Source organism: Candidatus Eremiobacterota bacterium (assembly GCA_031082125.1).
GTDB lineage: Bacteria > Vulcanimicrobiota > CADAWZ01 > CADAWZ01 > Ess09-12 > Ess09-12.
This window is the reverse complement of the sequence record JAVHLM010000004.1, coordinates 65,051-90,904: the sequence shown is the minus strand read 5'-3', so window position 1 is coordinate 90,904 and position 25,854 is coordinate 65,051. Positions and strand designations below refer to the sequence as shown.

23 protein-coding genes are annotated in these 25,854 nt (G+C 56.2%); 9 read left to right on the top strand and 14 right to left on the bottom strand.

Annotated elements, in window-relative coordinates; genetic code table 11:
* The first annotated feature begins 9 nt into the window (after nt 1-9).
* A complete protein-coding gene (locus RDV48_06055) occupies nt 10-546 on the top strand; it encodes a hypothetical protein (protein ID MDQ7822340.1) in 537 nt (178 codons plus the stop codon).
* Here the strand turns inward: RDV48_06055 and RDV48_06050 are convergent.
* Complete coding sequence (locus tag RDV48_06050) at nt 543-1,373, bottom strand: metallophosphoesterase (GenBank protein ID MDQ7822339.1); 831 nt, start codon at nt 1,371-1,373, stop codon at nt 543-545. The genes RDV48_06055 and RDV48_06050 overlap by 4 nt on opposite strands.
* 187 nt (nt 1,374-1,560) lie before the next feature.
* Here RDV48_06050 and RDV48_06045 point away from each other — a divergent pair, with 187 nt between their 5' ends.
* Nucleotides 1,561-3,795 carry a hypothetical protein gene (locus RDV48_06045; protein MDQ7822338.1) on the top strand — a complete coding sequence of 745 codons (2,235 nt, stop codon included), beginning with the start codon at nt 1,561-1,563 and terminating at the stop codon, nt 3,793-3,795.
* On the opposite strand, the gene RDV48_06040 is transcribed toward RDV48_06045, so the two are convergent.
* The 5 genes from RDV48_06040 to RDV48_06020 all read right to left on the bottom strand — a co-directional run bounded on the left by RDV48_06040 (nt 3,792) and on the right by RDV48_06020 (nt 7,813).
* Nucleotides 3,792-4,415 carry a hypothetical protein gene (locus tag RDV48_06040; protein ID MDQ7822337.1) on the bottom strand — a complete coding sequence of 208 codons (624 nt, stop codon included), beginning with the start codon at nt 4,413-4,415 and terminating at the stop codon, nt 3,792-3,794. The two genes, RDV48_06045 and RDV48_06040, sit on opposite strands and share 4 nt — an antisense overlap.
* Nucleotides 4,416-4,429: 14 nt before the next feature.
* Nucleotides 4,430-4,909: a prepilin-type N-terminal cleavage/methylation domain-containing protein gene (locus RDV48_06035; protein ID MDQ7822336.1), complete on the bottom strand. Its 480-nt coding sequence runs from the start codon at nt 4,907-4,909 to the stop codon at nt 4,430-4,432.
* Between the two features lie 43 nt (nt 4,910-4,952).
* Nucleotides 4,953-6,245 carry a hypothetical protein gene (locus tag RDV48_06030; GenBank protein ID MDQ7822335.1) on the bottom strand — a complete coding sequence of 431 codons (1,293 nt, stop codon included), beginning with the start codon at nt 6,243-6,245 and terminating at the stop codon, nt 4,953-4,955.
* The gene (locus tag RDV48_06025; GenBank protein ID MDQ7822334.1) at nt 6,232-6,420 is read right to left on the bottom strand and encodes a hypothetical protein; all 189 of its coding nucleotides are present in this window, start codon (nt 6,418-6,420) and stop codon (nt 6,232-6,234) included. Before RDV48_06025 ends, RDV48_06030 begins: the two co-directional genes overlap by 14 nt.
* 85 nt (nt 6,421-6,505) lie before the next feature.
* On the bottom strand, nt 6,506-7,813 hold the full coding sequence (locus RDV48_06020; GenBank protein MDQ7822333.1) for a hypothetical protein: 1,308 nt from the start codon (nt 7,811-7,813) through the stop codon (nt 6,506-6,508).
* Between the two features lie 218 nt (nt 7,814-8,031).
* Between RDV48_06020 and RDV48_06015 the strand changes: the two genes are divergently transcribed.
* A complete protein-coding gene (locus RDV48_06015; protein MDQ7822332.1) occupies nt 8,032-9,879 on the top strand; it encodes a protein kinase in 1,848 nt (615 codons plus the stop codon).
* Here RDV48_06015 and RDV48_06010 read toward each other — a convergent pair.
* Nucleotides 9,872-11,917 (bottom strand): SUMF1/EgtB/PvdO family nonheme iron enzyme, encoded by a 2,046-nt coding sequence (locus RDV48_06010; protein ID MDQ7822331.1) that lies wholly within the window; start codon nt 11,915-11,917, stop codon nt 9,872-9,874. The genes RDV48_06015 and RDV48_06010 overlap by 8 nt on opposite strands.
* A 167-nt stretch (nt 11,918-12,084) precedes the next feature.
* On the opposite strand from RDV48_06010, the gene RDV48_06005 reads away from it, so the two are divergent.
* Complete coding sequence (locus RDV48_06005; protein ID MDQ7822330.1) at nt 12,085-15,366, top strand: DUF2339 domain-containing protein; 3,282 nt, start codon at nt 12,085-12,087, stop codon at nt 15,364-15,366.
* Between the two features lie 57 nt (nt 15,367-15,423).
* On the opposite strand, the gene RDV48_06000 is transcribed toward RDV48_06005, so the two are convergent.
* Nucleotides 15,424-16,458 carry a GDSL-type esterase/lipase family protein gene (locus RDV48_06000; protein ID MDQ7822329.1) on the bottom strand — a complete coding sequence of 345 codons (1,035 nt, stop codon included), beginning with the start codon at nt 16,456-16,458 and terminating at the stop codon, nt 15,424-15,426.
* Nucleotides 16,459-16,548: 90 nt separating this feature from the next.
* Nucleotides 16,549-16,923, bottom strand: a complete 375-nt coding sequence (locus tag RDV48_05995) for a response regulator (protein MDQ7822328.1) — start codon at nt 16,921-16,923, stop codon at nt 16,549-16,551.
* Between the two features lie 161 nt (nt 16,924-17,084).
* Here RDV48_05995 and RDV48_05990 point away from each other — a divergent pair, with 161 nt between their 5' ends.
* A complete protein-coding gene (locus tag RDV48_05990; protein ID MDQ7822327.1) occupies nt 17,085-17,447 on the top strand; it encodes a zf-TFIIB domain-containing protein in 363 nt (120 codons plus the stop codon).
* 17 nt (nt 17,448-17,464) lie between these two features.
* Here RDV48_05990 and RDV48_05985 read toward each other — a convergent pair whose 3' ends face one another.
* Together RDV48_05985 and RDV48_05980 are read right to left on the bottom strand one after the other, a co-directional pair.
* The gene (locus RDV48_05985) at nt 17,465-17,947 is read right to left on the bottom strand and encodes a metallophosphoesterase (GenBank protein ID MDQ7822326.1); all 483 of its coding nucleotides are present in this window, start codon (nt 17,945-17,947) and stop codon (nt 17,465-17,467) included.
* A gap of 30 nt (nt 17,948-17,977) precedes the next feature.
* Nucleotides 17,978-18,424, bottom strand: a complete 447-nt coding sequence (locus RDV48_05980; protein MDQ7822325.1) for a hypothetical protein — start codon at nt 18,422-18,424, stop codon at nt 17,978-17,980.
* 220 nt (nt 18,425-18,644) lie between these two features.
* Here RDV48_05980 and RDV48_05975 point away from each other — a divergent pair, with 220 nt between their 5' ends.
* The 4 genes from RDV48_05975 to RDV48_05960 all read left to right on the top strand — a co-directional run bounded on the left by RDV48_05975 (nt 18,645) and on the right by RDV48_05960 (nt 21,882).
* Nucleotides 18,645-19,619, top strand: a complete 975-nt coding sequence (locus RDV48_05975; protein MDQ7822324.1) for an ABC transporter ATP-binding protein — start codon at nt 18,645-18,647, stop codon at nt 19,617-19,619.
* Nucleotides 19,616-20,449 (top strand): ABC transporter permease, encoded by an 834-nt coding sequence (locus tag RDV48_05970; protein MDQ7822323.1) that lies wholly within the window; start codon nt 19,616-19,618, stop codon nt 20,447-20,449. The genes RDV48_05975 and RDV48_05970 overlap by 4 nt, the downstream gene beginning before the upstream one ends.
* Nucleotides 20,440-21,291: an ABC transporter permease gene (locus tag RDV48_05965; GenBank protein MDQ7822322.1), complete on the top strand. Its 852-nt coding sequence runs from the start codon at nt 20,440-20,442 to the stop codon at nt 21,289-21,291. The genes RDV48_05970 and RDV48_05965 overlap by 10 nt, the downstream gene beginning before the upstream one ends.
* A 162-nt stretch (nt 21,292-21,453) precedes the next feature.
* Nucleotides 21,454-21,882 (top strand): hypothetical protein, encoded by a 429-nt coding sequence (locus RDV48_05960; GenBank protein MDQ7822321.1) that lies wholly within the window; start codon nt 21,454-21,456, stop codon nt 21,880-21,882.
* An 8-nt stretch (nt 21,883-21,890) separates the two neighbouring features.
* On the opposite strand, the gene RDV48_05955 is transcribed toward RDV48_05960, so the two are convergent.
* The 3 genes from RDV48_05955 to gatE are packed head-to-tail and all read right to left on the bottom strand — an operon-like array spanning nt 21,891 to nt 25,854.
* Nucleotides 21,891-22,490 (bottom strand): hypothetical protein, encoded by a 600-nt coding sequence (locus RDV48_05955; protein ID MDQ7822320.1) that lies wholly within the window; start codon nt 22,488-22,490, stop codon nt 21,891-21,893.
* Between the two features lie 2 nt (nt 22,491-22,492).
* On the bottom strand, nt 22,493-23,881 hold the full coding sequence (gene gatD, locus RDV48_05950) for a Glu-tRNA(Gln) amidotransferase subunit GatD (protein MDQ7822319.1): 1,389 nt from the start codon (nt 23,879-23,881) through the stop codon (nt 22,493-22,495).
* A complete protein-coding gene (gatE, locus tag RDV48_05945) occupies nt 23,878-25,854 on the bottom strand; it encodes a Glu-tRNA(Gln) amidotransferase subunit GatE (protein MDQ7822318.1) in 1,977 nt (658 codons plus the stop codon). The genes gatD and gatE overlap by 4 nt, the downstream gene beginning before the upstream one ends.

Here is a 25,854-nt window from a genome sequence, read left to right as displayed (position 1 = left end):
GGAGGCGTCATGGAGACTTACAGGGAGCTCTGGAATCATGAGCCCGTCATGGCCTTTTTTATGACTGTTCTCGCGCTTGCTGCGGGCGGGGCGGTGGTCTACTGGATAGTGCGCGCTTATGCGGCAAACGCCATAAACCCCAGGATCACTCTCTCCCCGGAGAAGGTGAAGCGGGGCCAGGAGCTGTCGGCAGTCATAGAGTTCAGCCCGCGGATGAGCCTTGAGCTGGACATGATCGAGGTGACGATTACATGCGAGCGCACTTTCCGTGAGCATCGTGCTGGCGACCGCCATCACCATTACGAAAAGGACACCCTCTGCAAGGAAACCACCTATATTCCCGTGGGGAAAATGGTGAAGGCCGGTGAAACCTGCTCTTACTCATCAAATATTGCCGTTCCCCGCGACGGCCTTCCCACGAAGAGGAAGAGCTTTGGGTGGGACGAAGAGCAGGCCATCTCCATCGAGTGGTATGTCACGGTCCGCTTTGACATCAAGCAGTTCCCCGACGCCATAAACAGGTACAGCATCATAGTGGAGGGTTAGCGGGAAGAGGCGGTCTTCGCCTCCCAGGTCACCTTCTGCCCCTTGACCGTGAACACCAGGTAGTAATAAGGCGGCGTCTCCCCTGCCGAGCCGCATGTCAGGTGGATCATTTTCCCCAGCTTGTCAACGGAATAACTGTGCTGATGGCCCGAGAGAAAATAGTCCACCCCTTTCTTCTCAAGAAACCATGAGAGATTGCCCTGCATGAAGTCACCTGGGTGCCTCCCCCCCCCGAGAAGGCCCACGTGGGAGATAACAAAAACCCTGCCATATGCGGGCTTCGCCTTTGCAAGCACCTTTGCAAGCCATTGCTGCTGTGCCGCGGGGATCGAGATGCCACTCCCGTCAAGCATGATGAAGAAGCAGCGGCCGTAATGAAAGGAGTAATAGCTCCCATAGGAGCCGCTGTCCAGGGCGATGCCCTTGTTCCTGAAGGAAGCCCATTCCTTCCCGTAGAGAGCCCTTCCCATGCCGTAGACATCGTGGTTCCCCGGGGAAGGGAAAAAGGCAATGCCTGCCGCCGTGAGAGGAGCCCTCACCCCGGCGTTGAAGGTGTCCCACATGGAGAGAATAGCGGCCTCATAGGCTGAATGGCTGTTGATGCTGATCATGTCGCCGCAGTGCAGCACGAAGGAAGGCTTCACTTCATTGACGAGCGACGATACGATTATGTCCGTGGCGTGGTGGAGGCGCCATGAGCCCGGTGCCGGCGCCAGGTGGGTGTCGGAGATCACCGCGAAGGTGAAGGATTCCTCGCCGGCTGCGAAGGCCGGGGCGGCATGCATGATAAGCAGTAAAAGGCATACAATGAGCTGTCTGGCGGTCACGTCTTGCTCCTCCTGTGCTTCATCAGCGATGGATCTTTCTTCTGCCTGCCTCTCCCTTCTCCCTGCCTCTCCGGTGAAGGCTTTTTGCGGTCTCACTTCAGAGTGCGCTCCAGGATTCACCGCGGAATCTGCCATGCGCCGGGAGAGGGCCGGAGAGCGGCTGAGAAAAATCATGAGATCCTGAACCATGGAAAAAACCAGCAAAGGCGGGGCGGGTCCGCATGGGAAAGGCGAACGCGCTCCCGGGGCATCAGTGACGGCAGAGAAGGTTGTTTTCAACGGGAAGAGAATTGTAGTATACGGAAAACCCGCCTGCCTGAACAGGCTTGAAACAAAACCTCTGGAGGACATAATGAAAAAAGAAACAAGGACCATATGGGAGCGTTTTATCGCCCACACGGAAGAGAAAGCAAAAAAGAGCGGCGCCGATCCTTCAAAGCTCAGGGCAAAAGCATCGGCCCTTGCCGAGAAATACCGCTCCAAAGGCTATCTCCCCTTCACGCCCAGCGAGGCCGTCAACGACGATCCCCTCCTCTACCCCTTCTTTTACGAAGAGCTTGGGAAAGGGCAGTTCCGGGACGGGGCGATCCCCTCTCCCGTCGAAGGGCAGAGCGACTCCGCATGGATGCTCGGCACCGATTTCTGTTTCATCAACATCAGGGCCCTCTCACCGAAGAAAAGCAAGACAGGAACCATTTCGGACGCCTTCAGGCTTCTTCCCATAGTGAGGGCCGGCTCGTTCCACCTTGCCCCTTTCTTTGACTGCACCATGCACAACCTTTACGCCATCGACAGCCTCAGGATCCTCACCGAGGACATTGTGGATCATGAGCTCCTCGAGGCGGGCATCGCCCCCGATGACCAGATGAGGCTTCTCATCGACGCCATCCATATCCTTGGAAAGACCGTGGGATTTGACCTGGAGCCCCACACGAGCCAGTTCTCCAGGGTGGTCCTCGAGAACCCCCAGCACTTCCGGTGGCTCCACCTCGACAAGAGCAGGAAGGGCCTCCAGGGAGGCTTCACCCATGAAAAGATGTTCAGCCCCGCCGAGCAGGCGAAAATAGTCAAGGAAGTGAAGGAACTTATCGGGCAGGAACTGAAAAAGCACGGCCTCACCCGCATGGAAGACCTCTCGCAGGGCGTGACGGAACTCCGCGAGGCCCACTGTGATATCCTCGAGATGCTCATCGCAAAGGGGTACTGGACTCTCCCGAGCCATACATGGAACGGCGTGGGGCTCCCTAAGTTCAACAAGTACAGCAAGGAGGGAGGCTATCCCGATTTCACCTACCTGGACATCGAAGGGGAGGACCAGCATGATCAATCCTTCGGGATGCTCACGCCCTTCTCTCTCTACACCAATCTGCCCTTCAACGAGGTGCCCACCCCTGAAGACCCTCCTGTGTATAAAGAGGACACTTTCAAGTTTCTTACGGGAATATTCCCGAAGATCCTGGAAAAATATGATTTTGACTTCCTGAGAATTGACTATGTGGACCACATTTTTGATAGCACCGTCGATGAATCGTGGGACATCCCCCTCTCGGACCGCATGACGCCCAAGGTGCTTGCCGCTGTCATAGAGAAAGCCCGCGAAGCAAAGCCCTGGCTCGGCACCATGGCCGAGCGCATGGGCCAGGACATCTGGGATTATCAGAAAGTGGGCTTTGACCTGGTCCTGGGCCAGGACATCCTCACGACGATGCACCCAGGCTATCTCACATGGTGCCTTGAGACCCATGAGAAAATAAAGAGCCAGGCGCCTTCATGGAAGCGCCCTGCATCGGTGCTCTTTGCCGTGGACACCCACGATTCGGGCCACCCCCTCTTCTGGACCACCCCTGTCTCGCAGGTCATCGGGGCCCGCGGGATGGCGCTCAGGCACTTTATCTCCCGGTTCCTCTACGCAGGCGGCCTCAGGAGGCCCAAATACGAGTGCATCGGGAACCAGGACCTGAGCTACGGCCTCTATGAGACCAATAACAACGCAAAAAGCCTTACCTGGGTGGGCGACAAGGAGTACTGCCGCCGTTATCACGCCCTTGAGAATGTCTACGAGGAGCTGAAGCCCTTAATCGCCTCTTCGGTGCAGGGCCCCCTTCATATCGACAGGGGCGCCATGTGGTGGTTCCTGGACTGCCGGGGTGAGAAGCCCTCAAGGATTCTCTGTTACGCAAACCTGGAGAGGGAAGTGAAAAAAGTGAAGGTCCTCGCGGAGAAAAAGCCCGTCTACGAGGCCGTGAAGGACGTGTACCTTTATCTTTACGAGAACTCGCCTGTGCGCAATGCCGCCGTGACAGAGATTGATGTGACCACGGGGAAGAAGAAGCACATTGAACCCGACAGGAACGGGTGCATCTTCCTCAAGGAAGTGGAGCCCCTGGGAGTGCGCCTTTACGTCATCTCCGAGGCGGGCTAGTTCCTGGTCCTTATCTGGCTTGTGATCTGGAGGGTGTTCCGCTTGTCGGTGCTCGGCGAGTTCTCCAGGCTGTAAGTCGCCGTCACTATGTCGGTGTATATCTCGAAGTTGACGGAATCCACATACTTGGCCACGGTGGTGGCGGTGAGCGAGTTGTCGTTTATCCATCCTGAGATGGTGTCCTTGCCGGCCGGAATTGCAGGGATGGTGGCGGTGCCGGCGTCATTGATCACCTCTTTTCTATAGAGGTAGCTCACGCCTTTGTTTGAGCCTATGTAATAGCATACCCATCTTTTCCAGAGAAGCTCGTTGTAAGCATTGTAGGTGTATTTTTTCTGGGAGTTCCTGGGGCTTGCAAAGATTATGCCCTTGGGGGTGGAGGCGTCAAGGTCATAAACGCTCATCGACGTGGTCTCGCTCAGGTCCTGCGTGAGAGTTGCCATGCCCCGCATCGCCTGGCTCTGGAGATCCACCGAGGCATCGGCCACGTTGTAATAGCGCATGCTGGTGATGAGCACCCAGTACACGCAGGAGAGCACGCAGGAGAAAAGGGTCATATAGACCATGAGCTCCACGAGGGTTGTGCCTGTGCTCTTTTTAGACGATAATTCCCCTGACATGATGCCCTCCTTGCTCACTTGAGCTTGGCAACTTCGGTATAGAGGTCCACGGAGTGAACCTTGTTGATCGTCGCGGCTTCATTGCTGTTCTCATACCACCATACAGTAACCCTCACGCCGCAGAGCTCGCACGGATTCGCAGCCGCATCCGGCAGCTTGTTTACCTGGATATTCCAGTTATAGGAGAGGGTCTGCGTCACGCCGTTCACCATCGAGGTGACGGTAAAGCTGCCATTCAACGGGACAGGTGGCGGGGCAGGAGGATTATATTCTGACATGGCGAGAATGCTGGCAAACTCCATGCCCTTCACGTATTCAATGCGCTCCTCGGCAAAATGGGTGGCCAGCATCTGGTTCTTAGCCATCTGGATGGAGCGGAACGTGACGGGAAAGACGCCTATTATCATGCAGAAGCTCGTGAGAAAGATGGCAATGGCTATCAGGAGCTCTATAAGGCTGAATCCTCTGCGGTCCCTCACATATTGTCTTTTCATGGTCATACTCCCTTGCAAAACGGCCTCTCTCTTTAACAACCCGTTACTGTCTCTGCCACGAGACGATGTCCACGCGCGCAGTCCCCGGCCCCATGTTCCAGGCTTCAAAGCCTGGGCAGAACACGGGCATCGGGAAAAACTCGAAGTCGGCCTGCCCGCCCGTGCCGACCATCCCATTGTAAGCTATGGTAGTACCCCTTGTCTTGAATTCAGCCTGCATATCGATCTTGCCATGGGCGAACACAAGGCCGTTGGTGATGCAATGACAGCCATGATCAAAGCTTATGTTTCCCCCGACGTATTTTGATCCATCCCATTCACCAAGGGCGATGAGGTTCACCGGGTAGTATTTGTCAGGCTTCGCGCCGATACTGGTCTGAAAAGTCATATTCTTGCCGTTTCCTGTGACGATGCTCCCTGTGCCCTTGAAAGAGGCCTTGTTCCCGAAAGTGATGCCGTTGGGGAAGTAATGAACCTTGCTGCCAAGGTCTAACTCGCCGTTTATACTGGTTTCCATATGGCTCTGGCAACCGGCAAGAAGCACGCTCAGGTCGGGATTGGGCATCGTTTCGGTGCCGGGAGCCGGTGATACCGTGGTGTCGCCGGAAAGGTCAAAAGGAGTAACCAAACCCGGCCCGGACTGCACATTGGCATTTTCTATATTGGTCGGATTGATGATAATTCCATTTGCCCAGGCATTCTGGCCGGTTTCCATCACGAGCCTTGCCTTCACGTCGATATTTTCTGCCGATAACAGATTCCCTGAGCCCTTTACGCTCACAATAGAGCATGCCGAGCTGAAGGTGATGGTCTTGTTGCTCTTTATATTTCCGTAGACGGTGGTATTGGACTGGAAATTGATGGCGTCGCCGGCAGCGAGGGCATAGTCAAAGTTCCCCAGGAACGAGTACTTCACCATGACGCCCACTTTCTTGGTGATGGGGTAATTGGCGATAGACCCTGTGGAGAGGAAGTAGCAGAGGCCCGGCGGCACCTGCACACCGTCAGGCGCCGTTATTGAGGGTGACCCCTGCAGCGCCATCTGGTTGTTCGTTATCGTCACCTCGTACTGGACAGTCTCGCCTCCATTCTGCCAGCACGTCTTAAGAGGAATGCCTGCCGACCATGTCGGAATGTTCTTCTTGTAGTTCAGGAGGGCTTCCTGAACCCCTGCCTCGGCGGCATTGAAGAGCACCTTGTCCCTTCGCTCCATGGTGGTGTCCCTGAGGCCGTTGATTCCCCTTGCGCCGATGGCGAAGACGACTACTACAAGGATAGTGAGTATAATGAGCGTGATGGCGATTGACAATCCCCGCTGTCTTTTATTGGTTCTCATTATGAACCATCCCCCCTCCTGTGTTCCTGATCCCATTATACTCCGCTTGTGTGCCCTGTTCTGTAAGTTTTCTTACAGAACAGCCATTCCCCTTTCTTCGGGGTTCTTCTTTCCTGGTGCCCCCTCCTTCATTATAAGGGGCAGCAGGCTCACTTGCAAGAGTATTGTCCATCATGAAAAAATCCCCTTCTTGCTCCCCGGCAAAATGAAAGCGACAGAGCCTTTGTTCCCTCTATCGCTCGATCTGCTCAAAACTCTCTTTATTTTCTCTGCCACGAAATAATATCAACACGTTCTGTCCCCGGCCCTATGCTCCATGCCTCAAAGCCCGGGCAGAATACAGGGATAGGGTAAAAAATAAAGTCCGCCTGTGAACTGGTGCTCACCATGCCACTGTATGCGATAACAGTGCCCTGGACCGCGAAGGTCGAGTTTGTGGTGATAGAGCCATGGGCAAAGACAAGGCCGTTGACAAAGCAGTGTGAGCCTCCTGTAAAAGAAATGTTACCCCCGCTGTATTTTTTTGTGAGGGCGTCCCAGTTCCCCAGGGCGACCAGATTTACCGGGTAATAGCTCTTCGAGTCACCGAGGGAGCGCTCAAAAACCATGTTGGTGCCGTTTCCCGTCACAATGCTCCCTGTCCCCTTATAGCTGCTCTTATTTCCAAAAGTGACGCCGTTGGGGAAATAATGGACCTTGCTGTCCAGGTTCAGTTCTTTGTCCCACGTGGTCTCTGTGTGCTCAACCAGAGTCGCCGATGCTAAGAGTTTGCTTATGTCGGGGTTGGGCATTGATTCAATCCCTGTGCTATCAGCCATAGTTGTGGCAGCTTCGCATGAAAAGGGCAACGTATCCGCAGAGGTATCATAGGCCACCACGGTGGCATTTAAAATCTTGGAAGCGCCCGTGATGTCGGCTCTTGCCCTGCAGAACTGGCTTGTCTCCATCTCCAGCTTTGCGTTGACATTGATATCTTTCGAGCAGAACACGTTTCCCTGGCCCTTGACGCTTATCACTTCGCATGCCGCCTCGAAGTTGATGGTATTGTTGCTCTTTATGTTCCCATATATCTTGCTACTGGCATTAAAACTGATTTTGTCACCGGCGGCAAGGGCATAGTTGAAGGTCCCCAGGAAGGAGTACTTCACCATGACGCCCACTTTCTTGGTAATGGGGTAATTGGCGAAAGACCCCGTGGAGAGAAAGTAGCAGAGGCCCGGAGGCACTATGGTCCCGTCGGGGGCCGTGAGACTGGCGGCGCCCTGAAGGGCCTGCTGGTTATTGGTGACGCTCACCTGGCACCGGGCGATTTCACTGCCATTCCGCCAGATCTCCTTGAGAGGGATACCGCTGCTCCAGTCAGAAGAGTTTCTTTTGTAATTGAGCAGGGCTTCCTGCATCCCCGCCTCGGCGGCATAGAAGAGAATCCTGTCCCTCTTCTCCAGCGTGGAGGCCCTCAGGCCGTATATGCCTCTTGCGGCTATGGCGAAGACTATTACTACAAGAATGGTGAGAATGATGAGCGTCATTGCGATGGATAATCCGCGCTCTTTTCTTTTCAGGGACATAGGCAAACCTCCGCTGGTGTCTCCCACCTATATATTATAGCACTAAAGCATGGAATAGTTCATCCTACCATGTGCGTAATTCAGGAGTACTTCGTTAGACCTATTTTCTGCTCTCCTCCCCCGGGAGAATCTTCTGCGGCAGGCACGCCAGGGTGAAAAAAGGTAATTTACGACTGAGGGAGAATGAGAATTGAGCATCAATCTCAAGCAGGTGGGCAATGGCTGAAGCGCTTCTTCCCGATCTTGTGCTCAACAACCGTTACAAGATAAGAAAAGTTCTCTCTTTCGACGGAAACCGCGGCGTCTATCTCGCCAAGGACATCAAGATCACCGAGAAGACCTGGATTCTGAAGGAGTTCATCTTCGCTGACGATGCGGGATTCGGCGAGGAGGAGCTCAAGATCCGCGAGCAGGCATATTACGAGACTCTCGAGGTGATCTCCAACTTTGAGCATCAAAGCCTTCCCAGGATACTGGACCACTTCAAGGATGCCCAGCGCCATTACCTGGTAATGGAGAACGTCGAGGGCGTCACCCTCAAGGGCTTGAGCGAGATGAGCGTCGCTGCCCTCGAAGAGCTGCAGATTGCCGAATGGGCCCTAGGCATCGTGGAGGCCCTCAACTATCTTCATACAAGGCCCAAGCCCTTTATTCACAGCGAGCTTGACCCTGCCCACGTCATGCTTGACGCCCAGAACCGGGTGCAGCTTGTGAACCTGGGACTCAACAGGTTTTTCGACCCGAAGCAGGATTTCAAGGCTTTCACGACGAGCTTTATCGATGTCGCCGACGATTACTTTGAGCTGGGCAAAACGCTCTATTTCCTCTTTGCGAAAAAGGAGTATGATCCCCGCCAGATAAGCATTGAACTCCCGAACTGCTCCGAGCAGATGAGCAAGATAATCTACCGCTGCCTCTCCGATGACCCCGCCCGCAACTACCGCGATGCCCAGGATTTCATCGTGGAGATCAACAAGCTGATCCACCCTAAGACCGAAGAGAAGGAAGAGGTCAAGGTAAAGGAGAAGACTCCCCCTTTTTACATCAATATCCTTCCCACGAGAAGGAATCTGGATAACCTCATCTATGCAATCTTCTCGCAGAAGCTGTCTTATTTCATTGCCGAGATCATAGCCCTTATCATCATTACCATCATAATATGGGCCCTCATGCACCCCGGCTGGAACTACACAAAGCCGGGGCCTGTCGTGATGATTGCCTGCAGGCGCGAGCTGATAACCCTTGACGCCGCTACGAGAAAACTGCTGGACAGGAAGGTTCTCGACTATGATATCGGCGATATCTGCGAAGGACGGAGCGTGGCTTACCTCTCGAACACCTCCCGTTCAACGATTGACCTGATGGATACGCTCCATAACCACATTACCATGTCGCTGGCGGTGGACAGGAACCCCACAAGGATGCTCCTCGCAGGCCCCATGCTTTTCTGCGTCAATGAGACCACGAACAATATATCCGTCGTCTCCACCGACAGGAATGAAATGGTCTCAATCATCCCCACGGGCGGGAAGCCCACGGACCTGGCCTATTCAATGAGTGACAACCTGCTCTTCATCTCCAACACTTCGGTTGACTCCATCCATATAGTGGATCCCATCGGCAACATCAACAAGGCCATTATTATAATGCCGGGAGGAGCGGGCCCCATCGCCCTCGACGCCGCAGAGGAGAATCTCTACATCGCCTGCACGAAGTGGGACGGCATCCAGTGCTTCAACACCAGGAAAAGCAAGGTTGTCGAGGAGTATTCCAACATCGGCCTCAAGAAAGCCTCATGCATGGCCCTCGATCCCCTGAAGGAAAACCTCTATATCTGTGACAGTGAGCGGTTCAAGGTGATGGTCTTCAATCTTGCCGAAAAGAAAGTGACCCACGAGATAAAAGTGGGAAAAAATCCTTCATCAATGGCCTTTGAAAGCTCAAAGAAGCTCTGGGTGGCGAATTACGGCTCTCACAACATATCGATTGTCAACACGGTTTCCCGTTACGTGGAGACGACGATAGAGACAGGGAGAAATCCCTGTGCCATAAAGTATTTCAGGTAGCATAATTCATCACGGCCCGGAAGCCCCTCTCCTTGGCGGCGCTTACCGCCTCGACTTTCAGCCTCCTTGCGATCCTGCAGTTCCGGGGAAGCTCGTTCCAGGCCCCTCCTTTTGCCACTTTGTAAGGGGTCTTCGGCGATTCATGGAAGGGGTTCACGCGGGGCGCCGCCTTGTAGAATCCCTCGTTGAAGCTGTCCAGGCACCACTCCCATACATTCCCCGCCATGTCAAGGCATCCCCAGGGTGATGCCCCTCCCGGGTAGGCCCCCGGGGGGGAGGGCCCTTTCTCCTCGAAGAAATGAGCTTTCCACGGGGCTTTGGGGCTGTCCCAGCAGTTGAGGCGGCAGACGTCAAAAAAGCTCCCCCAGGGATAGACTCTTTCATCGGTGCCGCGGGCTCCCCTTTCCCACTGGGCCTCTGTCGGGAGTTCCGCGCGGGCCCACCCGCAGTAAGCCCTGGCATCGTTCCAGGAGACCTGAACCACGGGGTACTCGTCACCGGATTTCTCCCAGTATTCCTCCCATTCCCCCTCGGGCTCATACCCCGTGAGGGAGACAAAGCGGGCGAACTGCCTGTTGGTGACGGGTTGCTCATAGGCCCAGTATGGAGAAAGCACTGCCATGTGAAGGGGCCTCTCCTCGGGGCGCCCCTCCCTGTCATCATGATGGGCTCCCAGGAGAGCCTCACCCTGCGGTATCCATATCATCGGGGCCCTGTCTCTCAGGTTCTGGTAGAGCTCAAAGCCCTGGGCGTTGATGCCGGTGAAGGTGAGGCCTTCAGGAACGACTGCCGGCGAGTCCTTGCCCCGGGGCCTTTCCGGTGCTTTTGCCGGGCTTTCGCCTGGTTCTCTGATGCATGCCACAGGAGCTTTCTTTTCCTGCTGCGGCTGAGTGGCGGATGGTATAGAAGCCGCTATGGATGGCATCAAAGGCGCTGCGGGAGGCTGAGGAGCAGGAGAGACCGCCTGGCGCTCCGCGGGAGCGGGCCGAGGTGACGGGATAACAGCTGCAGGAGGCAGCGCAGATGAGGCATCCGGGGCTGGTGGTTGTGACATCGCGGCGGGAAGGACACCTGCGGGTGCTGCTTTCGCCTGTTGAGAGAATGAACCCGACGATGACTCACGGTCGAAGAATTCCCTTATCTCCCCGACGCTCTGGAATCTCTCCTTTGCCTTGAGGGCTACCATCCTGTCCACGGTGTCGGCAAAGGCCCTCTGGATGTCCCGCCTTACTGTGCCCAATGGCTCAAAATCAAAGGGGTGCCCTGCGGGATCTACCCCTGAAAGGAGATGGTGGAGCGTGGCTCCTGCCGAGTAGATGTCCATCGAGGGATGGGCCAGGCCTTGCGCCTGCTCCGGTGGCGCATAGCCCGGCGTGCCGTACGAGAGGGTCTTTGTGGCGCAGCCGACCCTCACGATGCCGAAATCCACGAGGTAAAGGGCTTTTCTCCCCGCCTGCCAGATGAGGTTGTCGGGCTTGATGTCCCGGTGAATGATGGGAGGCTCCTGGCCATGGAGATATTCCATGATGTCCAGCAGCAGGAAGAACCATTCCAGGACCTCCTCTTCAGGGACGGGGTTCCCTGCCCTCCCTTCGATGAGGCTTCTGAGGCTCTCTCCCATGATGAAATCCATTACCAGGAAGAACCGGTCCTGCTCGCTGAAATAGTCAATCACCCTGGGAAGAGAGGGGTGCTTGAGGCTCCTGAGCACCTGGGCTTCCTGCCTGAAATAGCGCTGGAAGACGGACTGCTCTTCATCGGAGCCCGCCTGGCCCGTCATCTCCTTGAGGGCCACTTCCGATGAGAACCGAGTGTCCTTTGCCCGGTACACCTTGCCGAATCCCCCGCTCGAGACGAGGGACTCGATGACATAGCGCCCGTCAAGCAGGGTGCCTGTCGAGAGAGTACCCGTCGAGAGAGTGCCCGATGCGGAGGAGGCTGCAGGCGGGGCCGATGCGGCACTGGTCATTTTCATGCCGCAATGGGTGCAGAACCTGGCCCCTTCAATGTTGTTACCCCCGCAGGACGGACAGAACATATGATACCTCGCTTGATTTATATATTCTCGCCGCCACCCTGCAGCCCTCCTTTGCCATCCCCCCATTACTCATCAGCCCAAGGGGTTCAAAATATTTTTTCTCCCCCTGTCTAAAATTCCATTCCCGGGGAATATACCTGTCAGAATAGAAAAAGGAGGTATGTGGAATGGAGATTCTCGTCTTTATCGTCATCATCCTGATAATCGCCGCGGTCCTCTCCGACCAGAGCAGGAAAAACCAGGAGCAGGCGCGGCGCGACTCCGTGGAAAACCGGCTCATGTTCCTGGAGATGGCCGGAAAAAGGTATGACGCCGTCGAGCAGCGCGTCCTTGTCCTGGAAATGACGGCCACCAAGCATTCCAGGGATATTGCAATGCTTACGGCAGCCAGGAAGCCCGAGGCTGTCGAGGCAGCCGATGCTTCCGAGGCGGAAAAGAAACCGGCGGCATCCCTCTCAGCCCGCAGGCTTTCGCCGCTCTCAGGGGTTTTGTCACAGGCCCGGGCAGAGAACATAATGCCTGCAGCCTCAGCGAAACCGGCGCCCCTGTCACCGGCTGAACCGGCCAGGGAAAAGGCCCCTGTCCTTTCCCTCGTGGCGGAAAAGGCAGAGCCAGCAGCGCCTCAGGCTTCCGCGGCTCCAAAGACTGAATCAGAGCCGGCCAGAACTATCACGCCGGCAGGCGAGATAACTGTTGAAGCGAAGCCCCTTGCTCTCGTGGAAAGCAATGACCGCATCTGGGATGAGATCCTTGATCACGGGACGACCGACACGGAGAAGACTTCCACAACCAAGGCCTCAACGGCCAAGACTTACACCGAGAAAGCCTCGAGGATGGAGATGGAGTTTGCAGGGACCTGGCTTAATTTCACCGGCATCATATTCCTTATCATCGGGATTATCACCTATCTCACCATCACCCTCAGGTCGGCAGGCCTCCTCCAGGCCATCGGCGGCATCGGTCTCGGTCTTCTCCTGGTCTTCATCGGCCACTACCTCTATCAGAAGAACATGCAGAAGTTCGCCCACCCCCTTATCGGCGGCGGATTCTGCATCCTCTTCTTCACCGTGTGCGCCTCCTATTTCTATTACCATATAATAGGGAGCTACGTGCTCTTCTGCTCAATATTCGCCATTGTAGCCTGGTCGGGCATATCGATCTTCAAGTACGACTCAAAGCTTATCGGAAACGGGATGCTGATCGCGGCATTCCTGGCTCCCTTCTTCATGCAGTTCAGCTTCTCAGGCACCGGCATCATAACGTTCTACCTTATCGCCATCAACTGCGGCGTGGCCTACGTGGCCTACTACAAGAAATGGGACTACTTCACGACGGTGGCCTTCCTTGCCACCTACCTCCTCTACTTCTATAATTTCCACATGACCCAGCCGGTCCACGCCCTCTTCTTCCTCATCGCGATCTATCTTCTCTTCCTTCTTTCCAACAACATCCTCCACTTCACGAGAAAGTCATCGAGCGACTACCACCTGTTCCTCTCCTACCTCTCGCCCACCGTGTTCGCCATCACCTCCTACTTCGTGCTCCTCAAGATGGCCAACATCTGGGCCACCTCGGTCTATGTGCTCCTTGGCGTGATTCACCTGGGCCTCACCTGGCAGGCCAGGAAGATGGAGGAAAAGGACCCCATGTTCTCGGAGATCGTGAGGAACAACCTGGTCCTGGGAATCCTCTTCCTCACGGCGTCGGTGAGCTTCATCACCTACTTCTCGAAGGGAACGACCTGCTTCTCCATCGTGACGGCCCTCTGGTTCGCCGAGGCCCTCGGCCTCCTCAAGCTGAGCTTCCTGGCCGGCGAGTATGGGAAGATCCTCAGGAGATACTCCTACTTCGCGATGCTTCTTGCCTCGGCGCAGCTTCTCTACGTGATTCCCACTATGGAAGGCAATCTGAACCTTGCGATTTCGAGATTCGTTATTTACCTCCTCTCGGCAGGCGTATATCTTGCCTACTTCCTCACCCTCTACGGCAGGCGTGACAGCCTTGGCGAGGAAGAGCGCGCCGCAATGACGACAGCCCTCACGGCATCAATGGCAGTAGTGACTTACATGGTTGGCAGCTTCTCACCCGCTCCTCTTCTTCTGCCCGTCGCCTACGGCATTCTCTCCTTCAGCACTCTTCTTGCCGCCGGGCGCATCCTTCCTGAATACGAGCGCTTCATGAGAAGAGCCTCTGTGATTTATCTCGTGATGGCCTCCTACCAGGTCTTTGCGGTACTTCCTGATCTTGCTGCTCCCGCGACCGCCGCGATCAACAACGAGCGCTGGATGTGGCTTGTCATGGCATGTGCCTATTTCGGGTACTTCAGCACCCTTTACCGGGGAATGGGCAATGCCGGCAAGGAAGAGAGAGCCTATATGACCATGAGCCTTCTCGCCTCCCTGTGCCTTGGCTCATACCTGGTGATGACCATGGCATCAGGGCTCCTTTACCTCCAGGTTGCCGCGACGCTCGTGAGCGCCCTCTTCATCTATATGAGCTTCAGGTACTACGAGCTCCTCAAGGGCTGGCAGAACCTGGGCCATATCGGCCTCATGCTCACCGTCCTCTCCATACTCGGATCAGGGCTCTTCATCAACAGGGCACCCTTCACTCCCTTCCTGAACCTCCAGTTCGGCGCCATGCTCCTTATCGCTGCGGTGCTCTATCTCACGGGCACAGTGCTCAGGAAGAACGAGGACCTTATCGTGAAAGAGGAGAAATGGACCATCGCGGCCATCCCCTACATGATAGGGATCGTGCTGATGAAAAGCGTGCTTGCCGAGACTACCGGCTCAGCATCAACGCTGATATGGGCTCTTACGGCCCTGGGGCTCCTTGTCAAGGGGCAGAAGGATCCCAAGGGCAGCCATTACCTCACCCTCGCCCAGTTCACCTTCCTCGTGAGCTTCATAAAGTCCGTTCTCTTCGACGCCAACTTCGTGTGCGTGTCGGGGGGGATTGACATTGCCGCCACGGGCGCCGCGTCGCTCAGGCTCTTTGACGTGGCAGCTATAATCGGCATCATCGCCATCTACGTGGTGGCTGCCAGGATGGTATGGGCCAACTTCGATCTCAGGAATTTCCTCATCGCCCTTGCGCTCTTCATCTTCTGCTTCCAGTCATCATTCATACTCTACAAGTTCTACGGCATCCTGGATTACTTCCAGGTCATCCTCTCGGGCTTCTGGAGCATCTTCGCCTTCCTCTTCATCACCTACGGCATCTACCAGGAGCTCAAGATATCACGGCAGTTCGGCCTTATGCTCCTCGTGGCATCTATCCTCAAGATATGCTTCGTTGACCTCTGGGTCCTCAACGCCTACAACAAGGTGACGACCTTCATCATCATCGGCGTGCTGCTGCTGATAACCTCGTTCCTCTACCAGAAGCACAGGAACATCCTTGCCGAGAAATACCAGGCCAAGAAGCTTGCCATCGAAGCCGCATAACCTCCACCTGGAGTTTGGTACAGAAGCCGGGGCGGTATCACCGCCCCTCTTTTTTTGTTAAAACAGGTTCCCAATGACCTGCCAGAAGCGGTCTGTGTAGGCATCGTGGCCCTTGTTGTTGGGATGGATGCCGTCGGCATGCCTGTATTCAGGATGCTCCTTGAACATGTCGGGGAAGTCCACGAGCTTGACGTTATAGCGGGGTGCAAGCTCTTCGATAATCCTCTTGAGCTCAAGGCTGTTCGAGGCCCCGGGCACGTAAAAATTCCCGAAAACTATCACTGCCTTTGTTCCCGAGGTGAGAGACTGGAAGATCTGCGTCCAGTTCTTCCTGAAGAGGCCCTGTTCCATCCCGTAGCCGTTGTGGTCGATAAGCGACAGTATCACCACCAGGTGAGGCTGCTCCTGGACGGCCTGCTGGATAAGGCCCATGGAGATGAAGTCCGAGCTTGATTTGCCTCCCCTTGCCAGGTTCTTCATCACCAGGTCGGGGAACCGGGCCCTTAGCCTGTCGCCGATCTGGCAGGCAAACCCCTTGGACGCGGGATCGGCGCCGCTTCCCTCGGCGCTGCTGCTGCCCAGGACCACGTATTTGAAAGTGGATATGGTGCCGAGCTTCTTCTGTGTCTCCAGCCTCTGGAGCTTCATATCGTTTATGGACTTCTGGATCTCCTGGGCGGAGATGTTCTTCCTGAGCGTGATGTCCATTATGTCTGTTTCTTTTGTATAGAGCACCGAGGCGCCCAGCTTTTCTGCAAACTCCCTGAGGGGCACGTAAGCCCTCCCCTCCCTGATGACCATGGGAATCTCCAGGGGAGCGCCTTCGCAGGTGAGGGTGAAGGTCCCCTGGGGAAGGGAGCACTCTCCGGCTTTTTTCACGATGGCGGCAGTGCCTTCACCAGCTTCGGCAGAGAAGCCCAGGAGCTTTATAAGGGAATCGAGAGGAGCATAGACGGTGCCCTTGACCTCGATAAGCCTCTCATTCAGGGGTTTGTTCCTTACATAGACCTCCAGGGCCCCGGCCTCATGGCCACCGATAAGGGTAAAGGCCAGAAGCACAAGCAGTGCGGATCTCATGAGGGTGTGTATCATAGCTGCTCCTCCCTGTAAAATAATGTGCTGGCTGTTACAATGTCTATTATACTATAAACAGGGGGGCAGATAAACGGGGACTGGCACTTTTTAAAGGCACTCCATCCCGAGGGCCTTGTAAACACTCTGCAGGAGCGTGAGGGGGCTGAAGGGCTTTGTCACGTAATCGACCACGCCAAGCTGCCTGGCCTGCAGGATACGGTCCTCTTCCCTGTATCCCGAGAGCATGATTACGGGAATATTTCCCGTAATCTCGTTGCTTTTCAGCTCTTCCAGCATTTCTATGCCATTCTTGCGGGGCATCACCATATCGAGGAGCACCAGGTCGGGGAGCTCTTTCACGGCTCTCTCCATTCCGCTCTCACCATCGTGGGCCTTCATAAGGCTGAAGCCGCACCCTTTCAGCGTGTAGTGCACAAGCTCGCTGAAATCCTCGTCGTCGTCAATAATCAGAATTTTTTTCATATCTTCCATGAAGGAAATGGCAAGAAAAATGATAAAATATACCTTATTCCATTATAGATATCCATGAGGCATTGCGCAATCACCCGAAAGGGCCATTTCGAATCTTGAAGAGCTGACCCGCCCGGTGGGGGGCACCATGGAGACAGAAGGAAGGTGCAGAAATGAAGAACAACGGAAATCAGGAAGATGAACAGTTCGTCCTCAGGAAAAAGCACACTGCAGAGGATTCCTACTTTGCGGAGCGCGACAAGGAGCTCATTGAAAAGCACAAGCATGAGCTGGAGCAGAAGAAGCTCGAGGAACAGAAAAAGCTCCACCATATGAAATGCCCCAAGTGCGGCTCTGACCTGATGGAAATAGAGTTCATGGATATCATGCTCGACAAGTGCAAAAAGTGCGGCGGCGTATGGTTCGACAAGGGCGAGGTTCAGACTCTCATGAAGAAGGAAGCCTCGTTCCTGGGCTCCATCTATAAGAACCTCTTCGGCCAGCCTGATGTCAAGGAAGATCTGGACAAGCTGTGAGCCTCCCTGGCTCAGGCTCAGAGGCTGATGACCTGCACATCCCCTGAAGGCAGGTCAACGACGGCCACCGTCGGCTCCTCACTGAGCCAGCCGCCGCATTCACCGGGGTTTACCACGAGGCTCTTTCCTTTTCTTATGTCTTTTCTGTGGGTGTGACCGTAGATGACAAGGTCAAAAGCCCCGCTCTCCCCCAGCCTGTCGATTGCGAAAGGCTCATGCATGAGGGCGATGTGGAACCCCTCACAGGCAAGAAAATGGGGAGCGGCATGAATCTCCCCGATTTCCTCATAACGCTTTGCAAGCAGTATTTTTTCGCCGTCATTGTTGCCGAAAACGCCGATGACCCTGCACCCCGTATCCTTGAGGGGCGCAAGGGAAAAGGGGGAGATATGGTCGCCGGCATGAAGCACAAGCGCGACACCTTCCCTTCGGAAAGCTGCCGCGGCTTTTTTGATGGTATTCAGGTTATCATGGCTGTCAGCAATAACGCCTATCCGCATCTTTCAGCCTCGTCGCGGTGATTCGTTTTCTCAGTCCTGGATGAGGTCCCTTCCTCCGTCAATTGTCTGGTCCTCGTCGGTATCGGTGTCGAGCCCGCCGCCGTCATCAGGTATGTCGTTGCCGCCGTCATTTCCGCCTGAGCTGCCGGCGCTCTGTGCGCCGCCGCCGCCTTGCTGGCCTCCGCCGCCGAAAATGCTCTTGATAAGGTTGCCTATAGCATTTAAAAGCATGCTCGTGCCCATCATCTTCATCAAATCATTGGAGCCGTTGTTCATCTGAGGCATCGGTGTCGGAGAAGGCATCCCGCCTGAGAGGCCCCCCAGGGTCTCCTTGCTGGGTCTGAAGCTGTCAAGGCCACTCGAGCCGAGAGGGTTTGTATTCATAGTCGTCGTGGGAAGGCCCATAAGGGATGTAGGCGCGACGCCGCCTGAATTCATTCCGCCGAGTCTTGGCATCTGTCCGAGTGATCCGATCATATTGAACACCTCGCTTTTTTCTTCTGCCTCTCTATACCGACAGCTCCTGAAAAATAGGTGATTAACCCTTGAAAAAAGTATGAAAAAGAAGCTGCTCATGTTAACTTTTGCGAGCGATCAAAAACTCGCCAGCTGTCCCCTGGCCTCACGATTCTTGTGCTGTGGTTTTCTTGCCGGTTTCCGAAGGAAATAATGGTGCCGGAAAGAAACCATTGTACTTATGGAGTATGCACTTCTGACAGAAAAACTCACAAGAATCTTCAGGGAGCCGAAGAAGGATATCACCATAACGGCCCTCGATGAGGTGAGCCTCCAGGTGAGGCGCGGCGAGCTCTTCGGGCTCCTGGGCCCCAACGGCGCCGGGAAAACGACGCTCATCAAGATCCTCTCGACGCTCCTCCTCCCTTCAAGCGGGAAGGCATACGTGGCAGGCCACGATGTCGAGGGCGACCCTCTCCCCATAAGAAAGATCATCAACCTGATCGCCGGCGGCGAGTATTCAGGGTACGGTATCCTGAGCGTCAGGGAGAACCTCTGGATGTTCTCGCAGTTTTACAACGTGGAGAGGAAGACAGCGGAAAAGCGCATCGACGAGCTCATAGACATCGTGGAGCTCCGCGAAAAGGCTTCCACGAGAGTCCACAAGCTCTCGACAGGCATGCGCCAGAAGCTCAATTTTGCCCGGGGGTTTGTCAACGATCCCCAGATTATCTTTCTGGATGAGCCTACGCTGGGGCTTGACGTGGCCACGTCCAAAAAGCTCAGGACCTATATAAAGTCATGGCTCTCGGAAAAGAAGGAGAGAACTGTGCTCCTCACGACTCATTACATGGCCGAGGCCGATGAGCTCTGCGACCGCGTGGCCATCATAAACGGAGGGAAGATCGTGGCATGCGACTCCCCGGGAAGCCTGAAAAAGCTGGTGGCGCAGCAGTCCAGCTTCCACATCACCGTGAGGAACGGCAGGGGAGATTTTCACGACCTCGGGAGCCTTCCTCATGTGAAAGCCCTCACGGTGAGCGACGGCCCCGACGGCTCCACCAGGGACCTCCACTTCATACTGGAGAATGACCTCCCCCTCGAGGTCATCTTCCAGAAGCTCACCGAGCAGGATGCAAAGGTGGTCTCTGTGAAGCGATCGGATACCACCCTTGAGGACGTGTTCCTCTCGCTCTGCGGGAGGAGCCTGGAATGACAGCCCGGGAGAGGTTCCGCGACACCGTGGAGAGAAACAGTCGCGCTGCATTCGCAAGGGCATGGGCCCGCGTGAAGGGCATGAACAGGGAGCCCTCTTGGATGATCTTTGAGGTGGTGCTTCCGCTCCTCACCGTTGCCTCCTATGTCTATGTCTATAAAGCCCTCGATTCCCCCGTGGCTTTCATCGGCTATGTGATACTTGGAGGCTCCATGATAGGCTTCTGGATGAACGTGCTCTGGGGGATGATGTCGCAGCTTTACTGGGAAAAGGAGAGGGGCCTGCTGGACCACCTTCTTATCGCCCCTTTCTCCCTCGAGGCACTTCTCCTTGGCATGGCCCTCGGCGGGATGTACAACACGGGCCTGAGAGCTCTCACGACATTTTTCCTTGGCATATGGATTTTCAAAGTGCCCCTGGTGGTCTCGTCATGGGGGGCTTTTGCCCTTACCTTCATGGTGACGCTCTTTGCGCTCTACAGCCTCGGGATGCTGGGAAGCTCATTATTTCTCATGTATGGCAGGGACGCCTGGCATTTCTCGAACCTTCTCCAGGAGCCCATATTTCTCGTGACAGGCTTTTATTTCCCTGTGGCCAGGCTCGGTTACGGCATTGCAGCCGTTGCTTCACTGATACCTGTCACCCTGGGGCTCGATGCCATGCGGCAGGTTCTTTTCGGCGAAGGCACCTTCATCTTTCTGCCCCTTGCCCTCGAGATAGCTCTCATCATCCTGCTGGGGATCATTTACTTTGTCCTGGCTTTGAAAGCCCTCCGCTTCATGGAGAGAAGGGCGCGCCGCGAAGGGAGGCTTACCCTCAGGTGGCAGTGAAAAAGCATCTCTCCACGTTTCTCTCGGCATTCTGGCTTGGCTGGCAGATAGAGGCCAACTGGGCCCATCCGCTCCTCTTTACGCTGTACTCCATCATCAAGCCTATCTCCTCTTGCCTTATCCTGGTGGTGATGTACTTTGTCGTCACGGGAGGCCGCTCCAGGGCCGACCTCTTCGCTTTCATGTACGTGGGGAACGCTTTTTTTATGCTGGTCCTCGGATCGCTCCAGGGCCTTTCAATGGTGCTCCATATCGAGCGTGAGCACTACCAGACCCTCAAATACGTCTACATAGCCACGTCGAGCCTCCATGTCTATCTTTTCGGGAGGGCCGCGGCGCGGATTGTCATAACCGCCCTGTCGGTGCTTATCACTCTGGTCTTCGGCATCGCCGTCTTTCACCTCCCCATAGGCCTCGGTACCATCGACTATCCTCTTCTTCTTATGTCACTTTTCCTGGGGCTCGTGGCGATTGCCTCTTTTGGGCTCATCCTTGCGGCAATCTCCATGGTGACGGCAATGCATAACTTTTTCTTCTCGGCGGCGGCAGGCTCCCTTTTCTACTTTCTCTCGGGCGTTCTTTACCCTTTAAGCGTCCTCCCGCCAGTCCTTCAGAAAGTCGCCCTCTACCTCCCCTTCACCTACTGGATGGAAGCCGTGCGGCGTGCCGTCATTCCCTCCCTTCCCCCCGATCCCCTCATGGCCGGCATCTCCACGGCAGGCCTCATTGGCATCTTCTCTGCAATCACCGCCCTCTTCCTGGTCCTGTCCCTCGTGGTGTTCAATTCCCTCGAGAAGGTGACGCGGCGCGCGGGAACCATAGACATGACGACGGCGTACTGAGAGCCTCTGGCCTCTTGATGCACCGCAGAGCTTGATGGTATTGACCTTCAGCCACTTTTCCTGTAAGATAGTCCTGCAGGCCTGTAAAAAAAGCACCCTTCCCGGAAAGGGAGCGGGCCTGCCTTGTGAGATGACTCATCGGAACTGAAAGGAGCCAGACTTATGAAAAGACTCTTTGCCTCAATGCTGATTTCATTTGCATTGATGCTCCTGTGCGCTCTCCCCTCGCTTGCCGGCTGGGGCGGCGAGTTCGTCTGCAAAAGCTGCGGCTACAAAAGCGATACGGTGAGAACAGGCCAGGGGATGCAGTCAGAAAGCACCGTGATATACTGCCCCGCATGCAAGGCTTTCCACTCTGTCAGGCCGTCCAAGACCGGAGGCAAGGGCCTCAATCCCCTCACGGGGACCATTGAAGCCATCTATCCATGCCCGAAATGCAAAAAGAGCGCCTTCGAGATCAGGGAGGAGACTCTCAGCTCGCTGAGGGAGATGCCAGGGGTGCAGGGCGCCCCGAAGGCGAAGGACTGTATCACATGCCCGATGTGCGGTAAAAAGACCTTGTATTTCTATCCCTCGCTCAAGTGGGATTAGAAGCGCGCTCATGGTGACGGGTTCTCGAGGGCCGCCTTCAGCACCGCAGCGATAAAGCTGTTTTCACCGTCACCGGGTGCAGGGGGAAAAGGGACCGTGACTTTCCCCGGCACTTTCTCGCTCATCCCCTCTGTCACCACGATGAGGTGAGCTGCCTGGAAGGCATCAAGGGCCCGGGGCTTTATCAGGTCGAGGGAGCGGCTCACCACGAAAAGCTTTGACGCGTGAGGAAGAGCCACGAGGGGCCTGTTCCCCTCTATCACTACACCCTCACAGGGGGCGAGACTCCCGAGGGCTTCATCCAGGCCGCCTTTCAGCCCTTCAGGCGACGCCCTGAGCCAGAGAGCTCTGGAAGCCCCTGCCGCTTTCATCCGGGCCGTATCTTTTCCATCAGTGGAAAGGCGCTCTTCATCATCAATTATCTCGTACCCCTCCACGGAAGGCTCGCAGGCGCCGCAGGGATTTTGCCTGGGACAGTGCCCGATGCCGTGATCGTGAAAGGGTGTCACCTTCAGTGCCAAAAAGCCCGGGAGCCTCCTGAGAAGGTACTCGATGACAACGGTTTTCCCTGCGCCGCTTTGGGCGCCTCCCACGCAGATGAGCTTCATCGCTATTTCCTGTACCTTGAGATGTACTCCTCAACCTCGGGGATGCCGCCCTGCAGGATCAGGTAGCCGTTGCTGGGCTCGCGCTCCGTTATCTCGCCGGCTACAGGCCTGTACATGATCTCCTTTACCTCCTGGAGATCGCCCGTCTGCCCCAGGGCCCAGCCGAGCTTCACGTAGGCCACCTCGGGGAGCATGTTGGCCATGGGAACCACACCCAGCTCCATCATATCGCGGCCCGTGTCATAGACATACATCTGCACGTACCCCCAGAGGGTCTGCACCGTCATGTAGACGGCCAGGCCCTTCTCCTGGGCGCGCTTCAGGGCGGGATAGAGGGGCTTGTTCACGTGGCCCAGGCCTGTCCCCGCGATGACGATGCCGCGGTAGCCGTTGTCGATGAGGGAGTCGATGATGTCGGGCTTCATGTTGGGGTAATAATAGACGATGCTCACCTTTTCTTCAAAGGCCGTGTTGATGCGCACATGCCTGTCGTGGCGTCTCTTTGCATAGTCCTGCCTGAGGGGCGTAATCGTGTCGCGGCTCACCATGGCGATGGGGATATCGCCTATGGTGCGGAAGGTGGAGCGGTAGCTCGAGTGCATCTTCCTCACCCTTGTGCCCCTGTGGAGAAGGCCATACTCATCGGAAGTGGGGCCGAACATGCACACGAGGACCTCGGCGATGTCGCTCTCGGCGGCCGCCTTCACGCTGTGCATGAGGTTGAGAGCGGCGTCAGACGAGGGCCTGTCGCTTGAGCGCTGCGAGCCCACCATTACGATGGGCACCGGCGACTCCTGGACCATGAAGGAGAGGATTGCCGCCGTGTGGTGCATTGTGTCGGTGCCGTGGCCTATGACAATGCCATGGACGCCCCTGGCAATCTCCCTGCCGATGGCCTCTGCCGTCCCTATCCACTGCTCGGGCCCCATGTTCTCGCTGAAGACGCCGTAGAGCTTCTCGGTCTCGAGGTTGCAGATGTCGGCGAGCTCAGGAACGGAGCCGTAAAGCTCTCCCGGGGAAAAGGCGGGGATTACTGCCCCGGTGCGGTAGTCGAGGCGGCTCGCGATGGTGCCCCCTGTGCCCAGGAGCTTCACCTTGGGCTTGTGGGGGTCAAAGGGAAAGTCCTTTTCCGGGATTTTATAGTGGGCTTCCTTTCTCCCGGCTATCTCCACGGCTTCGATGCTGGACGCCGCTATGCCAATGTTGTAGCCCGTGCGGAGCTTCATCACGATATGGTAGGGATCGGCCGTCTCGGAGCGCGGGAGAATGATGCCCGTGAAGGAGCCACGGGCTGTCTTCACGACGACATCGCTCCAGACTTCGGCCTTGAAATTCCTGAGGGCAGCCAGGGCCTCTCCCCTGTATCCTTTGTAATTCTCGCTGCTCGTCATGGCTTTACCTCCGGGAAAAGCTGCCTTACAAAGTCCGCCACCCTTCTCCCCTCTATCGAGCCGCTTATTTTCCTCATCACGATGCCCATGATGATCCTGAACCTCTTTTCCGGCGCGGTGAATTTCATCTCGCGGGTATCATCAAAAGCGGCCCTCACAGCCGCCGCCATGTCGTCCTCGGTGCAGCGCAGCGGTATCTCGAGCCTCCCCTCGCGGGTATAATGCTCAAGGGAGCGGTAGATGCCCTCCCGGGGGATGATGCCGCGGCTGCAGGCGTCAAGTATGAGCTCCATGACTGATCCGTCTATGGTGACGGCGGGAAAGCCTTTTTTCCTGAGGCGCTTGGGGTACTGGATCAGCGCCACGGCAGCGGCGGTGGGGTTTATCCTCTTCTCCCTGACGAGCCTCTCGAAGAGGCCGGCATAGGGCGATATAGCCAGGGGCCTTATGACATCAGCGGGAATCCCCAGGCTGCGGTACCACTCCTCGCGCTCCCAGAAGGGCGGCGGCAGGGTAGCCCTTATCCCCTCGAGGCGCTCACCCTTTATCCGCTTCGGGGGAAGGTCCGTGTCGGGGTACATCCTGTCAGGGCCCGGGAGAATGCGCTCAAATCCGTTGGTGCCGTCGCTCAGGGCCTGGCGGGTCTCCGAGGGAATGCCTGTGGCGGCTTCATGGGCCCTGATGGCGATCTCCTTTGCCCCGGTCTCAGCATCAGCCACGTCCCCCCACACAAGGACCACCGTGTCATCTTCGCCGGCGCCGGCAGCCTTCTTCACGTTCCGCCACTCGGCCGTCGAGAGGGTCTCTGCAAGGGCGTCGGAATGGATGATATTGGGAAGGGTCGTCAGGCATGCCACCACTCTCACCCTGTCGGAGATCTCCCGGGAGAAATAGGTGTCTGTCTGCGTCTGCCACCTGAGAAGGCCCCCGAATCCATAGAGAGTGACGCACTTTACCACCTTTCCCCCGCTGATTGCATTGTGGATGGGCTCATAGCGCGTCTTCCGGAGTATCCTTGAAAGGTCTTCGGTCCTGGACCGGAAGGTATCAGGCGTGATGCCTCGCTTCCTGAGCTCCTCCCTGAGACCCAGCAGGTTCCACTGGCGCATGGCCTCGTTATAAGTGAGAAGGGGGATGTAAGGGATCCGGGAGACTCCCTTGATCTCGACGCGCGTGCCGCCCGTCACGCTCACGTTGACGTCCTGCCTCGCGGCGCCGATGCCGGTCCGCACTTTTCCGGTACTGCGCGCAAGACGCCTTATGATCTCCCCCACTTCGGCGACCTCCTGGGGCGTTATCATCTCGGCAGCCGTCACCGTCTCGATGAGGGGCATGCCCAGGCGATCTGTGAGGTAATAGCGGCGGTGGCCCACGTCGGCTACCTCGCGGCAGGCATCCTCCTCGAGGCCGAGCTGCACGACGCCAATCGTGCGACCCTTGTAAGGGATCCGGCCATTTACGCCCACTATGGTCGTGCGCTGGAATCCCGTGGGAATGCTCCCGTCGAGATACTGCTTCCGGGCGATATGGATCTCGTCAACCATTGAGCACCCGTAAAGAAGCCCGATGCTGAGGGCAATCTCGAGAGCCTCCTCGTTCAGCTCAAAGGGAGGCGTGTCGTCCATCTCATAGGTGCATACCGTGTCCCTGTTGATGTGGTAGATGATCTCCTTCCTGGTCTTGAACTCCATCAGGGCCGTGCCGTCGTATTCACCGAGCTCCGAGAGGGTAGGGCGCATGTGGCGCATTATCTCGGCGTCATAGTGATCGCTGTACTGCCCTGCGGGGCAGCGGCAGAAAAGCTTTTTCCCCGTAAGGAGCTGCTGGTGCACCTCAAGCCCCGACTTGAAGCCCACCAGCCGGTAATCTTCAGGGGTCATCTCCTGGAAAGGCTTGAACCTGTAAGAATAATCAGGCTCCGGAGCGGTCCCGGCGGCTTCTTCAACATATTCCTGCGATGATGGCATAGGCAT

Excerpts from the sequence above, each read along its gene's own strand:
- RDV48_06055 (MDQ7822340.1), top strand. The coding sequence starts at position 10 with ATGGAGACTTACAGGGAGCTCTGGAATCATGAGCCCGTCATGGCCTTT.
- RDV48_06015 (MDQ7822332.1), top strand. The coding sequence starts at position 8,032 with ATGGCTGAAGCGCTTCTTCCCGATCTTGTGCTCAACAACCGTTACAAG.
- RDV48_06005 (MDQ7822330.1), top strand. The coding sequence starts at position 12,085 with ATGGAGATTCTCGTCTTTATCGTCATCATCCTGATAATCGCCGCGGTC.
- RDV48_05985 (MDQ7822326.1), bottom strand. The coding sequence starts at position 17,947 with ATGCGGATAGGCGTTATTGCTGACAGCCATGATAACCTGAATACCATC.
- RDV48_06000 (MDQ7822329.1), bottom strand. The coding sequence starts at position 16,458 with ATGATACACACCCTCATGAGATCCGCACTGCTTGTGCTTCTGGCCTTT.
- RDV48_05995 (MDQ7822328.1), bottom strand. The coding sequence starts at position 16,923 with ATGAAAAAAATTCTGATTATTGACGACGACGAGGATTTCAGCGAGCTT.
- RDV48_05960 (MDQ7822321.1), top strand. The coding sequence starts at position 21,454 with ATGAAAAGACTCTTTGCCTCAATGCTGATTTCATTTGCATTGATGCTC.
- RDV48_05980 (MDQ7822325.1), bottom strand. The coding sequence starts at position 18,424 with ATGATCGGATCACTCGGACAGATGCCAAGACTCGGCGGAATGAATTCA.
- RDV48_05955 (MDQ7822320.1), bottom strand. The coding sequence starts at position 22,490 with ATGAAGCTCATCTGCGTGGGAGGCGCCCAAAGCGGCGCAGGGAAAACC.
- gatD (MDQ7822319.1), bottom strand. The coding sequence starts at position 23,881 with ATGACGAGCAGCGAGAATTACAAAGGATACAGGGGAGAGGCCCTGGCT.
- RDV48_06040 (MDQ7822337.1), bottom strand. The coding sequence starts at position 4,415 with ATGTCAGGGGAATTATCGTCTAAAAAGAGCACAGGCACAACCCTCGTG.
- RDV48_06035 (MDQ7822336.1), bottom strand. The coding sequence starts at position 4,909 with ATGAAAAGACAATATGTGAGGGACCGCAGAGGATTCAGCCTTATAGAG.
- gatE (MDQ7822318.1), bottom strand. The coding sequence starts at position 25,854 with ATGCCTATGCCATCATCGCAGGAATATGTTGAAGAAGCCGCCGGGACC.
- RDV48_06025 (MDQ7822334.1), bottom strand. The coding sequence starts at position 6,420 with ATGATGGACAATACTCTTGCAAGTGAGCCTGCTGCCCCTTATAATGAA.
- RDV48_05990 (MDQ7822327.1), top strand. The coding sequence starts at position 17,085 with ATGAAGAACAACGGAAATCAGGAAGATGAACAGTTCGTCCTCAGGAAA.
- RDV48_06010 (MDQ7822331.1), bottom strand. The coding sequence starts at position 11,917 with ATGTTCTGTCCGTCCTGCGGGGGTAACAACATTGAAGGGGCCAGGTTC.
- RDV48_05975 (MDQ7822324.1), top strand. The coding sequence starts at position 18,645 with ATGGAGTATGCACTTCTGACAGAAAAACTCACAAGAATCTTCAGGGAG.
- RDV48_05970 (MDQ7822323.1), top strand. The coding sequence starts at position 19,616 with ATGACAGCCCGGGAGAGGTTCCGCGACACCGTGGAGAGAAACAGTCGC.
- RDV48_06045 (MDQ7822338.1), top strand. The coding sequence starts at position 1,561 with ATGGAAAAAACCAGCAAAGGCGGGGCGGGTCCGCATGGGAAAGGCGAA.
- RDV48_06020 (MDQ7822333.1), bottom strand. The coding sequence starts at position 7,813 with ATGTCCCTGAAAAGAAAAGAGCGCGGATTATCCATCGCAATGACGCTC.
- RDV48_06030 (MDQ7822335.1), bottom strand. The coding sequence starts at position 6,245 with ATGAGAACCAATAAAAGACAGCGGGGATTGTCAATCGCCATCACGCTC.